Origin of the sequence: Mangrovibacter plantisponsor (genome assembly GCF_003182475.1) — a bacterium.
Classification (GTDB): Bacteria; Pseudomonadota; Gammaproteobacteria; order Enterobacterales; family Enterobacteriaceae; genus Mangrovibacter; species Mangrovibacter plantisponsor.
Map to the genome: position 1 here is coordinate 37,604 of NZ_QGTS01000020.1, position 15,761 is coordinate 53,364.

12 protein-coding genes are annotated in these 15,761 nt (G+C 50.2%); 9 read left to right on the forward strand and 3 right to left on the reverse strand.

The genetic code is table 11. From position 1 onward, the window contains the following. The first annotated feature begins 38 nt into the window (after nt 1-38). Complete coding sequence (gene mrcA, locus DES37_RS22850) at nt 39-2,588, forward strand: peptidoglycan glycosyltransferase/peptidoglycan DD-transpeptidase MrcA (protein ID WP_110027992.1); 2,550 nt, start codon at nt 39-41, stop codon at nt 2,586-2,588. A 30-nt stretch (nt 2,589-2,618) separates the two neighbouring features. Here mrcA and nudE read toward each other — a convergent pair whose 3' ends face one another. Next, nucleotides 2,619-3,179: an ADP compounds hydrolase NudE gene (gene nudE / locus DES37_RS22855; protein ID WP_036111357.1), complete on the reverse strand. Its 561-nt coding sequence runs from the start codon at nt 3,177-3,179 to the stop codon at nt 2,619-2,621. A 335-nt stretch (nt 3,180-3,514) separates the two neighbouring features. Here nudE and DES37_RS22860 point away from each other — a divergent pair, with 335 nt between their 5' ends. The 5 genes from DES37_RS22860 to pckA all read left to right on the forward strand — a co-directional run bounded on the left by DES37_RS22860 (nt 3,515) and on the right by pckA (nt 9,638). Further along, nucleotides 3,515-5,650, forward strand: a complete 2,136-nt coding sequence (locus tag DES37_RS22860; RefSeq protein WP_110027993.1) for an IgaA/UmoB family intracellular growth attenuator — start codon at nt 3,515-3,517, stop codon at nt 5,648-5,650. Nucleotides 5,651-5,707: 57 nt separating this feature from the next. Then, nucleotides 5,708-6,376 carry a GMP/IMP nucleotidase gene (gene yrfG, locus DES37_RS22865; RefSeq protein WP_036111190.1) on the forward strand — a complete coding sequence of 223 codons (669 nt, stop codon included), beginning with the start codon at nt 5,708-5,710 and terminating at the stop codon, nt 6,374-6,376. Between the two features lie 11 nt (nt 6,377-6,387). Further along, on the forward strand, nt 6,388-6,789 hold the full coding sequence (gene hslR / locus DES37_RS22870; protein ID WP_036111195.1) for a ribosome-associated heat shock protein Hsp15: 402 nt from the start codon (nt 6,388-6,390) through the stop codon (nt 6,787-6,789). 25 nt (nt 6,790-6,814) lie between these two features. After that, nucleotides 6,815-7,693, forward strand: a complete 879-nt coding sequence (hslO, locus tag DES37_RS22875; protein ID WP_036111360.1) for an Hsp33 family molecular chaperone HslO — start codon at nt 6,815-6,817, stop codon at nt 7,691-7,693. Nucleotides 7,694-8,021: 328 nt separating this feature from the next. Beyond that, the gene (gene pckA, locus DES37_RS22880; protein ID WP_110027994.1) at nt 8,022-9,638 is read left to right on the forward strand and encodes a phosphoenolpyruvate carboxykinase (ATP); all 1,617 of its coding nucleotides are present in this window, start codon (nt 8,022-8,024) and stop codon (nt 9,636-9,638) included. A 101-nt stretch (nt 9,639-9,739) separates the two neighbouring features. Here pckA and envZ read toward each other — a convergent pair whose 3' ends face one another. Continuing rightward, nucleotides 9,740-11,092, reverse strand: coding sequence for a two-component system sensor histidine kinase EnvZ (gene envZ / locus DES37_RS22885; protein WP_036111200.1), 1,353 nt, complete (start codon nt 11,090-11,092; stop codon nt 9,740-9,742). Next, nucleotides 11,089-11,808: an osmolarity response regulator transcription factor OmpR gene (ompR, locus tag DES37_RS22890; protein WP_036111203.1), complete on the reverse strand. Its 720-nt coding sequence runs from the start codon at nt 11,806-11,808 to the stop codon at nt 11,089-11,091. Before ompR ends, envZ begins: the two co-directional genes overlap by 4 nt. A 221-nt stretch (nt 11,809-12,029) precedes the next feature. On the opposite strand from ompR, the gene greB reads away from it, so the two are divergent. From greB to feoA, 3 genes are all read left to right on the forward strand, one after another. Further along, nucleotides 12,030-12,524 (forward strand): transcription elongation factor GreB, encoded by a 495-nt coding sequence (greB, locus tag DES37_RS22895; RefSeq protein ID WP_110027995.1) that lies wholly within the window; start codon nt 12,030-12,032, stop codon nt 12,522-12,524. A 135-nt stretch (nt 12,525-12,659) separates the two neighbouring features. Then, nucleotides 12,660-14,981, forward strand: a complete 2,322-nt coding sequence (locus tag DES37_RS22900; RefSeq protein WP_110027996.1) for a Tex family protein — start codon at nt 12,660-12,662, stop codon at nt 14,979-14,981. Between the two features lie 530 nt (nt 14,982-15,511). Then, complete coding sequence (feoA, locus tag DES37_RS22905; RefSeq protein ID WP_036111213.1) at nt 15,512-15,736, forward strand: ferrous iron transporter A; 225 nt, start codon at nt 15,512-15,514, stop codon at nt 15,734-15,736. Nucleotides 15,737-15,761: the final 25 nt, after the last annotated feature.

Consider the following 15,761-nt stretch of genomic DNA (forward strand, 5'->3'; position numbering starts at 1 on the left):
TATAAACTGCCCAACAGAAACCAGATGAGAAAAGCTCAGTGAAGTTCGTAAAGTATTTATTGTTCTTTGTTATTGCTTGCATTTTATTGGGTGCTGGCTCGATTTATGGCTTATACAAATACATAGAGCCGCAGTTGCCCGATGTTGCGACGCTTAAAGATGTCAAACTCCAGACTCCCATGCAGGTGTACAGCACCGATGGTGAATTGATTGCGCAATTTGGTGAAAAGCGGCGGATACCGTTGCACCTGGACCAAATTCCGCCGGAGTTAGTGAAAGCGTTTATTGCGACTGAAGACAGTCGTTTTTATGAACACCACGGCATTGATCCTGTGGGGATTTTCCGTGCAGCCAGCGTGGCTCTGTTTTCCGGGCATGCTACCCAGGGTGCCAGTACGATTACGCAACAGCTTGCACGTAACTTCTTCCTGAGCCCGGAAAAAACGCTCGACCGTAAAATTAAAGAAGCGTTTTTGGCTATCCGTATTGAACAGTTGCTGAGTAAAGATGAAATTCTTGAACTTTACCTCAACAAAATTTATCTCGGTTACCGTGCTTACGGCGTGGGTGCAGCCGCTCAGGTCTACTTTGGTAAGGATGTCAGCCAGCTAACATTAAGTGAAATGGCGGTCATTGCCGGGTTGCCGAAAGCACCTTCCACATTTAACCCTCTTTATTCTGTCGACCGTGCAACAGCCCGCCGTAATGTGGTTTTGAGCCGCATGCTCAGCGAAGGCTATATCACACAGGCACAATATAATGATGCCGTCACACAGCCGATAGAAGCGAATTACCATGGCCCACAAATTGCCTTCTCAGCACCTTATTTGGCTGAAATGGTTCGCCAGGAAATGGTTCGGCGCTATGGCGATAATGCTTATACCGATGGTTACAAAGTCTATACCACCGTTAGCCGTCGTTTACAGCAAGCCGCTCAGGATGCCCTGCGAACCAATGTAATTAACTACGACATGCGCCATGGCTACCGTGGTCCGGAAACGGTGTTGTGGCGTATTGGTGAAACACCGTGGGATACCCAAAAAGAAATTGCGCTGTTACGTACACTGCCTAATTACGGCCCGTTGCACCCGGCTATAGTGAACAGTGCCACCCCAACGGAAGCAGTAGCGATACTCGCCGACGGAAGTGCAGTACGGTTAACTATGGATGGTGTTCGCTGGGCAAGGCCATGGCGTTCAGATACCCAGCAAGGTGCCACGCCGCGAAAAGTGACCGATGTTCTTCAGGCGGGCCAGCAAATTTGGGTACGCCAGCAGGACGAAAACTGGTGGCTGGCTCAGGTACCAGCGGTAAACTCAGCGCTGGTTTCACTCAACCCACACGATGGTGCGGTAATGGCACTGGTGGGCGGGTTTGATTTCTACCAAAGTAAATTTAACCGCGCCACACAAGCTCTGCGCCAGGTAGGCTCTAACATTAAGCCGTTCCTGTACACCGCAGCAATGGATAAAGGCCTGACGTTAGCCAGTATTTTGAATGACGTACCAATTTCACGTTGGGATGCTGGAGCCGGATCCGACTGGAGCCCGAAAAACTCCCCACCAACTTACGATGGCCCGATTCGCCTGCGCCAGGGCTTAGGTCAGTCGAAAAACGTGGTCATGGTACGCGCTATGCGTGCAATGGGTGTTGATTACGCGGCCGATTATCTGCAACGTTTTGGCTTCCCGTCACAGAACATTGTGCGCACCGAATCGCTGGCGCTGGGTTCAGCTTCTTTCACCCCATTGCAGGTAGTTCGTGGCTATGCCGTGATGGCAAATGGCGGCTTCCTGGTTGATCCTTACTTCATTAGTAAGATTGACGATGAGCAGGGAAACACGATTTTTGCAGCCAAACCACAGGTTGCCTGTGCCGACTGTAATCTGCCGGTCATTTATGGTGATACACCGAAATCGAATGTTCTGGAAAATCAGGACATGGAAGATGTTGCCACTTCTACCCAGCAGCAGAATGCTACAGTGCCGATGCCTGAGCTTGAAAAAGTGGACGGGCAGGTTCCAACCGTGCAGTCTCAGGCTTATGCGCCTCATGTTATCAGCACCCCACTCTCGTTCCTTATCAAGAGTGCTCTCAACTCGAACATCTTTGGTGAACCGGGCTGGATGGGTACAGGCTGGCGCGCAGCACGGGACCTGAAACGTAATGATATCGGTGGGAAAACAGGGACAACCAATAGCTCAAAAGATGCCTGGTTCTCTGGCTACGGCCCGGGTGTCGTCACATCAGTGTGGATAGGCTTTGACGATCATCGCCGCGACCTTGGGCGTACTACGCTCTCTGGCGCGATTAAGGACCAAATTTCAGGTTACGAAGGCGGTGCTAAAAGTGCACAACCCGCCTGGGATGATTACATGAAATCGGCTTTAGATGGTGTTGCAGAGCAACCACTCACCCCGCCACCGGGTGTGGTTACCGTGCGTATTGACCGTGCCACGGGGCAACTTGCCAGCGGCGGTAATAGCCGGGATGAGTACTTTATTGATGGCACACAACCTACTCATCAGGCTGTACATGAAGTGGGCACAACTGTCATTGATAACGGTGAAACTCACGAACTCTTCTGATTAGCCAGCCCCTTCCTGTGGAGGGGGCTATTACAGCCGGCCTTGCTGATTAAGCCATTCGCGCACTAAAAAAAGCGCACTGATATTACGCGCCTCACTAAAGTCTGGTTCTTTCAGCAAGTCCATCATCTTCGCCAGCGGCCAGTGTTCCTGTACCAGGGGTTCAGGCTCATCACCTTCCAGCGACGATTCATATAAGTCTTCGGCCACAATAATATTCATTTTGCTGGAAAAATAAGAAGGCGCCATTGTCACTTTTTTTAGAAAGCTCAGTTTTTTCGCCCCAAACCCTACTTCTTCCTGTAGCTCCCGGTTCGCCGCATCAAAAGGCAATTCGCCGGGGTCAATTAAACCTTTTGGAAACCCCAGTTCGTAAGATTCCGTGCCAACAGCATATTCACGTATCAGAACAAGCTTATCTCCCAGGACAGGGACTATCATCACCGCTTCCCGTTCAGACGGACGCATACGCTCATAGACACGATGAACCCCGTTACTGAATGCCAAATCAACCGACTCAACATTAAACAGGCGGGAGCGGGCAACGGTTTCAACATTCAGTATTTGTGGTTTTTGTAGTGGTTTGTTCATGAATCTGCGCTTCATATATGGGATCCTGATGCTATTTTGCGACACGCGACAATGTTTGGGCAATTGCCAATTGCCTGTTTTTCACAATTGTGCAACGAAGCAAACACGAATCATGACGATTTGATTGATGTCAAGGCATTGCATTCTTTCCAGGAATTTGCTGATACTTCTCTTTATATAGCTTTGCTAACATTTAGTTACCTTCGGCATGTCTACCCAAAAAGCTAAAGAAAGAAATCAATAATGCCGATTATCATTCACTTAACTAAAATCATCAGTGAAGGGTTGCCGTTTGCTGTACTTGATTCAAAAAATGAAGGTTTGATGGGGATAGCATGAGCACCTTGTTGATTTTTTTCACTGCGGTACTGAGCTGCCTGGCTATTGCCGGGTTGGTGTACGGGTACAAGCAGCATCAGCACTCGCGCTACCCCTGGTTACAAGCATTGGGTGGCGCAACAACACGCCAGCTCAGTGAAGAAGAACGCTCAGCGATTGAGCATTACCTTTCCTCACTGGCACGCAATCAGCAACTGCCAGGCCCCAGTGGTGCCAGCGCTGGCCCGGTGACTATGTCTCTCGGCCCTAAAAGCCGTACCGTGTATTCCGTCGTACGTTCAATTACCCGCTACGGGCTTACTGCCGATGACCCTAACAAGTGGCGTTATTATCTGGACTCTGTTGAAGTCCACTTACCGCCTTTTTGGGAGCAGTACATCAGCGATGATAACAACGTCGACCTGGTGATTACCGATTCACTCCCACTGGTAATTGGCCTCAACGGCCATACACTGAAAAACTACCGCCAGGAAGCCCGTGGGGCGGTACATCAATTCTCGGGCAGCACCGCATCAATTCGTGGTGAAGAAAGTGAACAAATTGAATTATTAAATATTCGCGAAGAGACGCGCGAAGAGTACACATTGTCTCGCCAGGATAACCTGCGGGAAGCATTGCTTATCAGTGCAGCTTTTTTACTGTACTACCTGTGCCTGCTTATTCCGTCTATGTTTATCCCCTGGCTTGCCGGATGTGCCACGCTGCTGTTACTTGGCGGGTTATATGGTATTTGCATCCCACCAGCAAAAAGCAACTTACGGGAAATCCACTGTTTGCGCGGCACCCCCAAACGCTGGGGGCTGTTCGGTGAATCAGACCAGGAACAAAATAATATTTCGCTTGGTGTCATTGACCTGATTTATCCCTCCCACTGGCAGCCTTTTATTAACCAGGATCTGGGTCATAAAACAGATATTGATATCTATCTGGATCGCCATGTTGTTCGCCAGGGGCGTTTCCTGTCTTTACATGATGAAGTAAAGAACTTCCCTCTGCAGCACTGGCTGCGCAGCCTGATTATTAGTGCCAGCGCCCTGGTAGTGCTGGTGATGCTGGTTGTCTGGGTACCTCTGGATATGCCAATAAAGCTCACTATATCGTGGCTTAAAGGCGCGCAAAGTGTTGAAGCGACAACACTGCCGCAGTTAGAAAATGCCAACCTGCGCGTGGGTGATACAGTGCAGCTGTCCGGGTCAGGTATGTGCAGTGTTTCAGCCACAGACAACTGGTCAGCCCGCCATAACACGCCTTTCCGGCCCTTTGATTGTTCACAGATTTTCTGGAACAGCGCTACCCCGCTGCCAACACCGGAATCCGATATCGTCACCAAAGCCAGTGCTCTGGTGCAAACAGTCAATCGCCAGCTTCATCCCCAGGATGGCGATGATACGAAGGTAAACCCGCAACTGGCTTCTGCTATTCAGAAATCAGGTATGGTGTTGGTGGACGACTTTGCTGATATCGTGCAAAAAACCCAGGCGTTATGTACCTCGGACGATGATTGTGTTCGCCTCAAAAATGCGCTGGTAAATCTGGGAAATACCAAGGACTGGGAAACCCTGGTTAAACGTGCAGATAGCGGGAAACTGGACGGCATTAATGTTCTGCTTCGCCCGGTAAGTGCGGAGTCACTGTCTAACCTGGTGACAACATCAACTGCGCCTTTCTTCATGCGCGAAACATCCCGAGCGGCCTTGTCACTTAACACCCCGTCACCAGGTGGTTTTTTGATTATCAGTGACGAAGGTGCAGAACTGGTGGATCAGCCTTATCCGCCCGTGTCTCTCTATGACTATCCGCCACAAGAACAATGGGCCGTCTTCCAGCACCTTGCCGAAACCCTGACCCATACGCCATTCCATGCGGAAGGCATTATTACCGGGCTGTCCACCGACGCAAATGGAACGGTACACATCATGCTGCACAGCGTTCCAGACAGCGCCAGCTTGTGGCGTTATATCTTCACGTCGTTGCTGCTGGCCGCTATGGTACTTAGCTCTTTGTATAATGGCAGCATGGCCGCTATACGTTACTACCGCCACCGCCGTCGCCTGGCGCAAATTCAGGCATGGTACGAAAACTGCCTCAATCCGAAACTGATTCCCGGGCCGGACGTTCCCCATTTGTTCTGAGTATTCATGCCACAGGTTGTGATAACCTGTGGCACATGTGAATACCCGGGAGCCCCCATGCACGTCGACATAGACTGGCAACATATCGACACCGTCCTGCTGGATATGGACGGCACCTTACTCGACCTCGCCTTTGACAACTATTTTTGGTTGCACCTGGTACCGGAAACACTCAGCGAGCAGCGGGGAATTCCCCTCGAAGACGCGCATGCCCTGATACGTCAGAAGTACCATGCCGTTCAACATACGCTAAACTGGTATTGTCTCGATTACTGGAGTAATGAACTCGGTCTGGATATTTGCGCCATGACCAGGGAAATGGGGCCGCGGGCAGCATTAAGGGCAGATACCAGGCCATTTTTATCAGCCCTGAAGCAGGCCGGTAAGCGGCGAGTCCTGCTGACGAATGCGCATCCGTATAACCTTTCTGTCAAACTGGAGCATACCGGTTTAGGCAACTGGCTTGATTTATTACTTTCCACCCATACATTTGGTTATCCCAAAGAAGACAGGCGTCTGTGGCTGGCTGTTCAGGAGCAAACCGGGTTTGACCCGGCACGCACATTATTCATTGATGACAGCGAACCCATTCTTGATGCCGCCAAACAATTCGGCATTCGCTATTGTCTCGGGGTCACCAACCCGGATTCCGGGCAACCCGATAAAATCTGGCACCGCCATCCGGCAACAGGTGACTACCGGGGGCTACTCCAGGCACTATCCTGAATGGAGGTGAGATGAAAGAGAAAAGCGCAGAAGGTGTGCGGCTGGATAAGTGGCTGTGGGCAGCACGTTTTTATAAAACCCGCGCCATTGCAAGAGAAATGGTTGAAGGCGGAAAAGTCCACTACAACAGCCAGCGAAGCAAACCGAGCAAAATTGTCGAGCTGGATGCCAGTCTGGTGATTCGCCAGGGTAATGACCAGCGTACCGTTATCATTAAAGGCATCACCGACAAACGTGGCCCGGCAATACAGGCTGCTACGCTGTATGAAGAAACACAGGAAAGCATTGAGAAGCGCGAGAATATCGCACTGGCTCGTAAAATGAATTCACTGACGATGCCGCATCCTGAACGTCGCCCGGACAAAAAAGAGCGGCGTGATTTGATGAAATTTAAATACGGCGGCAATGAATAATCACCGCCCGCAAGAGAGAGAAAGTATGGTTCAACACGACCAATTGCACCGTTACCTGTTTGAAAACTTCGCTGTTCGCGGCGAACTGGTAACAGTATCCGACACCTGGCAGCAAGTGCTGGCAAATCACGATTACCCGCAACCGGTGAAAAACCTGCTGGGTGAAATGCTCGTGGCTACGTCACTGCTCACCGCCACACTGAAGTTTGAAGGTGATATTACCGTTCAACTGCAGGGTGATGGCCCATTATCCCTGGCTGTTATCAACGGTAATAACCAGCAGCAACTGCGTGGTGTTGCGCGTTTTAGCGAAGAGTTTCCAGCCAGTGCCACATTGAAAGAAATGGTGGGTAATGGTTACCTGGTTATCACCATCAGTCCGAAAGAAGGTGAGCGCTACCAGGGTGTGGTTGGTTTGGAAGGCGAAACCATCGCAGAGTGTCTGGAAGATTACTTTGTGCGCTCAGAGCAGTTGCCAACCCGGTTGTTTATTCGCCTGGGTGAATCAGGTGGTAAACCAGCCGCCGGTGGGATGTTCCTGCAAGTATTACCGGCTCAGGATACCGAGGCCGATGATTTCACTCATCTGGCAACGCTGACAGAAACCATCAAAGCCGAAGAACTACTGACACTGCCAGCCCAGGAAGTGTTATGGCGTTTATACCATGAAGAAGAAGTCACTCTGTATGAACCCCAGGATGTCAGCTTCTCTTGCAGTTGCTCACGTGATCGCTGTGCAGCGGCACTAAAAACGCTGCCACAAGAAGAAATCGACACCATTCTTGAAGAAGATGGGGAGATAGACATGCATTGTGATTATTGCGGTAACCACTATCTGTTTAATGCTATGGATATCGCAGAAATACGGACCAATGCTGATCCTGCGGATCCACATATTCACTAAGGTATACCAGCCCTGGTCATCACCGGGGCTTCTTTCCCACTGGTAAGCCTGCACACTGTTTTGCCGAAAAATAAACCAGCGCAACATTATGTATGCGTTTACAATCCCAAAATGGCTTTTTTTTCTACTTTTCAATAACATTTGCAAAACACTTATATCCATTCATAAAAAAATCCTGCGATAATGCTTCCCACAGCGAGACCTGCTCTGCTTCTATTATTTTGCGAACAAATCTTTGGATACGTAAATCTATGAAGCGGGTCGCGGTCAACATTCGGCTAATAACCCTACAATTTATAGTAATAGATCCTGGCTAAGGAGAAGTGACATGCGCGTTTTAACCCCGCAAGAACTGAAGGCTTATGGTATTCATGACGTCGTGGAAGTGGTGTATAACCCTGATTACGATACTCTGTATCGTGAAGAGCTCGACCCAACCCTGGAAGGGTTCGAGCGTGGCGTACTGACAAATCTGGGTGCCGTCGCTGTTGATACCGGTGTTTTCACTGGCCGCTCGCCAAAAGATAAATATATCGTCCGTGACGATACAACCCGCGATACGTTATGGTGGTCTGATAACGGTAACGGGAAGAATGACAACCATCCACTCACCCCTGAAGTATGGCAAGACCTGAAAAGCCTCGTCACTGATGAGCTTTCGGGAAAACGTCTGTTTGTGGTGGATGCTTTTTGCGGTGCCAACCCGGACAGCCGCCTGTGTGTACGCTTTATTACCGAAGTGGCCTGGCAGGCACATTTCGTCAAGAACATGTTCATTCGCCCCAAGGATGAAGAACTCGTTGATTTCGAACCCGATTTCATCGTTATGAACGGAGCGAAATGCACCAATCCGAACTGGCAGGCACAAGGCCTGAACTCAGAAAACTTTATTGCGTTCAACCTGACAGAGCGCATGCAGTTAATTGGCGGCACCTGGTATGGCGGCGAAATGAAAAAAGGAATGTTCGCCATTATGAACTACCTGCTGCCACTGAAAAATATTGCCTCCATGCACTGCTCCGCCAATGTCGGTGAAAAAGGCGATGTCGCAGTCTTCTTCGGCCTGTCCGGAACCGGTAAAACCACCCTGTCCACTGACCCGAAACGCCGCCTGATTGGCGACGATGAACACGGCTGGGATGACGACGGCGTATTCAACTTCGAAGGGGGTTGTTATGCGAAAACCATCCGTCTGTCAGAAGCTGCAGAGCCAGATATTTACCGGGCTATTCGCCGTGATGCCTTGCTGGAAAATGTGACTGTCGCAACCGATGGCGCCATTGATTTCAATGATGGCAGCAAAACGGAAAACACCCGTGTGTCTTACCCTATTTATCACATTGATAATATTGTTAAACCGGTATCCAAAGCAGGCCATGCCACTAAGGTAATTTTCCTCACCGCTGACGCATTTGGTGTGCTGCCACCCGTTTCGCGCCTGACAGCCGAACAAACGCAATACCACTTCCTTTCAGGTTTCACCGCAAAACTGGCTGGAACGGAATGTGGTGTGGACGAACCGACCCCAACCTTCTCTGCCTGCTTTGGCGCGGCCTTCCTCACTCTGCACCCCACGCAATACGCAGAAGTGCTGGTGAAGCGCATGCAGGCTGCCGGTGCCCAGGCCTACCTGGTGAATACAGGCTGGAACGGCTCGGGTAAACGTATCTCAATCAAAGATACGCGCGCCATCATCGATGCCATTCTCAGTGGAGAGCTGGATAACGCCGAAACAACCACACTGCCAGTCTTCAACCTCGCCGTGCCAGTAGCATTAACCGGTGTGAACGCCGGGATACTTGACCCGCGCAATACATGGGCCACTCCCGAGAAATGGGAAGAAAAAGCGCAGCATCTCGCCACGCTGTTTGTAGATAACTTCGAAAAATATACCGATACTCCGGCTGGTGCAGCGCTGGTCAGTGCCGGGCCACAAACCCGGTAACCCACTCCCTGAGCCTGAGCAACAAAAAGCCCGTGTATTCTGAAATACACGGGCTTTTCTTTGCACCACCAGCCTGGTGATAACCGCCTTGCAGCTTCCGGTTAACTCTCTTTCGCCTTCTCTGCCAGTAATCCTGGCATAATGGGCAGCCAGGCCCGAATGCGCAACCCACCGCAGTCACTGGAGCCAATATCCAGCAACCCGTTATGGTTATCTATAATACGTTGCACTATAGCAAGGCCCAGACCGGTACCGCTGGTGCTACGCGCGCTGTCTCCACGCACAAAAGGCTGTAGTAAATGTTTCAGTTGCTCAGGCGGGATACCCGGCCCGTCATCCTCCACCTGGAACCAGGCCTTACCCGGCTCAGTGCCACTACTGACTTTTATCCACCCATTACCATAACGCGCCGCATTAACAACCATATTCGCCACAGCACGTTTGATAGAAAGCGGATGGATATTGACAGTAATCTCACCCGGTTGCAGGTCTGTATTAATCTCGCGCTCATAACCACTTTCCGCAGCAATCACCTCCCCGAGCACACTGTTGAGATCTGCCGTTTCCAGTGGCATTTCCTGGCCTGTACGCAGGTAGTCAATAAACTGCTCAATAATGGCATTACACTCTTCGATATCTTTATTGATTGACTCAGCGAGATAACCATCTTCTTCACCCATCATTTCTGTCGCCAGGCGGATACGGGTGAGTGGTGTGCGCAAATCGTGGCTGACACCGGCCATCAGCAAAGTACGGTCATCCGCCAGTTGCTTCACGCCCGACGCCATATGGTTAAAGGCCCGGGTCACCGAGCGCACCTCTGAAGCGCCATATTCACGTAACGGGGGCGGAATAATCCCTTTACCCACCTGTAAAGCCGCATGCTCAAGGTCTACCAGGGGACGGTTTTGAATACGAATAAACAACCACGCGCCACCAATAGCCAGCAACATAATCGCCAGGGTATAGCGGAACAACGGTGAGAAATCGCCCTGATGAATTTCAGTCAGCGGTACACGTACCCAAATATTGGGCGATAGCCAGGTCTTCAGCCAAACAACGGGTGAGCTTTTATTGACCTCAACACGAACTTCCGTTGGCCCACCGAGTTGTTGTGCCATTTGCTGGCTCAAAAATTCGTAATGCTGCGCCCAACGCAGGCCTGCCTCTTCCGCCGCTTCATCGGAATACAGGGAAATCCCAAGCTCACGATAAATCTCACGACGAAAAGCAGGCGGTACGACCAGTTGAGTACCGTCCTCCAGTTGCAGTTTATCGGTCATCAGCATACGAACTTCGTAAGCCAGTACTTTATTAAACTGCTGGAGGCTCGGCAAAATCGCAAAGTTCAGCACGACCAGGTACGTTGTCACCAGGCTGGCAAACAGCAAGGTGACAATCAGTAACAAGGTGCGTGCAAATGAACTTCTTGGCGAGAAGCGCAGTCGCCTCATGCTTTAGCGCCATCCGGCACAAACACATAACCCAGGCCCCATACCGTCTGAATATAACGGGGGTGCGCCGGGTCTTCTTCCACCATGCGACGCAGGCGGGAGATCTGAACATCAATCGAACGTTCCATCGCACTGTATTCACGGCCACGTGCGAGGTTCATCAGTTTATCGCGGGATAACGGTTCACGCGGGTGGCTGACCAGGGCTTTCAACACAGCGAATTCACCACTGGTTAAAGGCATAGGCTCGTCATCACGGAACATTTCACGGGTTCCCAGGTTCAGTTTAAATTTGCCGAAAGCGATAACGGCTTCTTCCTGGGATGGTGCGCCGGGTAACTCATTTGCCTGGCGGCGCAACACTGCACGAATACGAGCCAACAATTCACGCGGGTTAAAGGGTTTGGGAATATAGTCATCAGCACCAATTTCCAGCCCAACAATACGATCCACTTCTTCACCCTTCGCCGTTACCATAATGATGGGCATCGGGTTACTCTGGCTGCGCAGACGGCGGCAAATGGACAAGCCATCTTCTCCCGGCAGCATCAAATCCAGAACCATTAAGTGGAAAGACTCACGTGTCAGCAGGCGATCCATTTGTTCAGCGTTAGCAACGCTACGAACCTGGAAGCCTTGTTCGGTGAGATAACGCTCAAGCAGTGCACGTAACCGCATATCGTCATCAACAACCAGAATTTTATAATTCTCTTGCATACTGTTAACTCCCAAAGGCTCGAATTGTACGTTGGCTATTCTAAAAAAGTGTGCGCCAACGACCAGATAAAACTGGTATATATTCTAGTCAAAATTGTTACAAAGCATATTTAACAGCGACTTATCTGTACAATACATCACAAACAGGCGCATAAAGCGACAGGCAAGTTATTGTAAAATAGGCCTGCTTCACCATTCGGCAGCACAGACAGGTACATAGTATGAAAACGCCCTTGATTACCCGAGAGGGTTACGAAAAGCTCAAAAAAGAGCTGGATTATTTATGGCGAGAAGAACGCCCGGAAGTCACCAAAAAAGTCACCTGGGCGGCAAGCCTTGGCGACCGCAGCGAAAACGCCGACTACCAGTACAACAAGAAACGCCTGCGCGAAATTGACCGGCGGGTTCGTTACCTCACTAAATGCCTTGAGAATTTACGCATCGTTGACCACTCGCCGCAACAGGATGGCAAAGTGTTTTTTGGTGCCTGGGTGGAAATTGAAAACGACGACGGGGATATCAGGCGGTTTCGCATTGTCGGTTACGATGAAATTTTTGGCCGCAATGACTACATTTCTATTGATGCCCCCATGGCCCGGGCTCTGCTCAAAAAAGAAGAAGGTGATACCGCCACCGTTATCACACCTTCGGGCATTGCAACCTGGTATGTAAACAGCATCAGCTATACAAGGCCGGAGTGGTCCGAAGAAGCCTGAGCCTCGGCACTGTTCACAAGATTTAAAGAACAAACTGAAAAAGCCGGCTGAAAGGTCGCCATAACTGGCATTTTATTTCCGGACTCCGTATAACTGTGCTTCACTTTTTATCGCGACAGACAGACAACAAAAGCCATGATGAACAATTCGCTTAACGGCATTATTGCCAGTGAACTCAAGGCACGGAATGAGCAGGTTGAAGCGGCCATCCGTTTGCTTGATGAAGGGAACACCGTGCCATTTATCGCACGTTATCGTAAAGAGGTCACAGGTGGGCTGGATGACACCCAATTGCGTCAACTGGAAGTCCGTCTGGGTTATCTGCGTGAACTGGAAGAGCGCCGTCAGGCCATTCTGAAGTCGATTAGCGAGCAGGGCAAACTGAGTGATGAACTGGCTGGCGCCATTAATTCAACGCTGAGCAAAACTGAGCTTGAAGACTTATATCTCCCGTACAAACCTAAACGCCGCACACGTGGGCAAATCGCTATTGAAGCAGGGTTAGAACCTCTTGCAGATTTGCTCTGGCAAGATGCCTCCCGCACACCAGAACACGAAGCAGAGCAGTATATTGACGCAGACAAAGGCCTGGCCGACACCAAAGCGGTGCTGGATGGCGCTCGTTATATTCTGATGGAACGCTTCGCTGAAGATGCGGCCTTGCTGGCAAAAGTGCGTGACTACCTGTGGCGTAATGCCCATCTGGCCTCCACCGTGGTACCAGGTAAGGAAGAAGAAGGCGCGAAATTCCGTGACTATTTTGCCCATCATGAAGCCATCTCTGGTGTGCCTTCACACCGCGCTCTGGCCATGTTCCGTGGCCGTAACGAAGGCGTGCTTCAGTTAGCCGTTAACCCGGACCCTCAGTTTGATGAGCCTCCCAAAGAAAGTTACTGCGAACAACTGATTATTGACCACCTTGGGCTACGCCTGAACAACGCACCGTCAGATAACTGGCGGCGTGCGGTCATTTCCTGGACCTGGCGTATCAAGGTGCTGATGCACCTGGAAACAGAGCTGATGTCCACCCTGCGGGAACGCGCAGAAGATGAAGCAATCAATGTCTTTGCCCGTAACCTGCATGATTTGCTGATGGCTGCGCCTGCAGGAATGCGAGCCACTATGGGCCTGGATCCGGGGTTGCGTACCGGGGTTAAAGTTGCCGTAGTGGACGCCACCGGGAAACTGGTTGCTACCGATACCATTTATCCACATACCGGGCAGGCAGCCAAAGCAGCAGTTGTACTGGCCGCACTGTGTGAAAAACACCAGGTCGAACTGGTCGCGATTGGTAACGGTACAGCCTCACGCGAAACAGAACGTTTCTGGCTGGACGTGCTAAAACAATATCCCCACCTTAAAGCACAGAAAGTGATTGTCAGTGAAGCCGGGGCATCGGTCTATTCCGCTTCAGAACTGGCGGCACAAGAATTTCCATCACTCGATGTTTCTTTGCGTGGCGCGGTCTCCATTGCCCGCCGCCTGCAGGACCCACTTTCAGAACTGGTGAAAATAGACCCGAAATCCATCGGTGTGGGCCAGTACCAGCACGATGTCAGCCAAAACCAACTGGCGAAAAAACTTGATGCTGTCGTTGAAGACTGCGTAAACGCCGTCGGTGTGGATCTGAATACTGCGTCCGTACCGTTATTAACCCGCGTAGCAGGCCTGACCCGCATGATGGCGCAAAATATTGTCGACTGGCGCGACCAGAATGGCCAGTTCCAGAACCGCCAGCAACTGCTGAAAGTTAGCCGTCTGGGGCCAAAAGCTTTTGAACAGTGTGCCGGTTTTTTGCGTATCAACCACGGGGACAACCCGCTGGATGCATCAACCGTTCACCCTGAAGCCTACCCTATAGTTGAGCGTATTCTTGCCGCAACCCACAAAGCCTTGCGGGATTTGATGGGTGATGACAGTGCGCTGCGTAACCTGAAAGCGGTCGACTTCACTGATGAGCGTTTCGGTGTACCAACCGTTACAGACATTATCAAAGAGCTGGAAAAACCTGGCCGTGACCCACGCCCTGAGTTTAAAACAGCTCAGTTTGCTGACGGAGTAGAAACACTCAATGACCTCCAGCCCGGCATGATCCTGGAAGGTGCGGTTACCAACGTCACTAACTTCGGCGCATTCGTGGATATTGGCGTACACCAGGATGGCCTGGTGCACATTTCTTCTTTGGCTGATAAATTTGTTGAAGACCCACACAAGGTGGTGAAAACCGGTGATATCGTCAGAGTAAAAGTGATGGAAGTGGATCTGGCCCGCAAGCGCATTGCGTTATCCATGCGTCTTGATGAACAGCCCGGGGAAAGCCAGCCGCGCAAAGCGCAAGGTAACGACACGCGCCAGCGCCCTCAACAACAACCGCGCCAGCGCCAGCGTGAAGCAAGCACTTCAGGTAACAGTGCCATGAGCGATGCACTGGCTGCTGCATTTGGTAAAAAGCGTTAAGCTGTGATGTGGAAATTGCCAGTCTGGTCTGTCCAGGCTGGCAAAAAATATAAAAAAATTCGCTTTACCACTTTTAATTTGTACCCGTTTACATTTGTAACAAAGCTACTGCAGCCATACTGAAATAGTTGAGTAAAATTCGCAGGTTCCGGAAAATCACGCCCATAAAAAAGTTAATTATTAGCGAGCTAATTTTTAGCAAATAATTATTTTTAAATATAAATAAAAAACAGTTCACCAAAATATTTAAAATACCACCTTTAATTTAACAAAATTAACCATTTGTAGTTATTTGAAATACCCTGCCGCTCATGCTAAATACCATCTTTATGACACAGGTTAATCTTAGTACGAATAAAGTGTGAAATAAGATTCATTTGCGTTAAAGCGAGTTGATTACGAAAACCATTCTCATTATCATTGTATTACTTGTTTTATTCTGCTTTATTTTTCTGGCGAGGCTCCTCTGAATCTCATTCAGGCTGTTCTCTTGGTAAACGTTCATTTGTAAGTTCTGGCAGGCGGGCATTATGCAATTCTTACCATCCAGCTCATGGAAAATCATTGGGTTCTCCGGGGAAATCAGCCCGGCATACCGCCAAAAGTTACTTTCTTTGGGTATGCTGCCGGGTTCGTCATTCAATGTGGTGCGTGTGGCACCATTGGGCGACCCTATTCATATTGAAACCCGTCGCGTTAACCTGGTCGTGCGTAAAAAAGACCTGGCGCTATTAAATGTCGAGGAAATACGCTGAGTTACTCAGTTATTTCATCATGGCA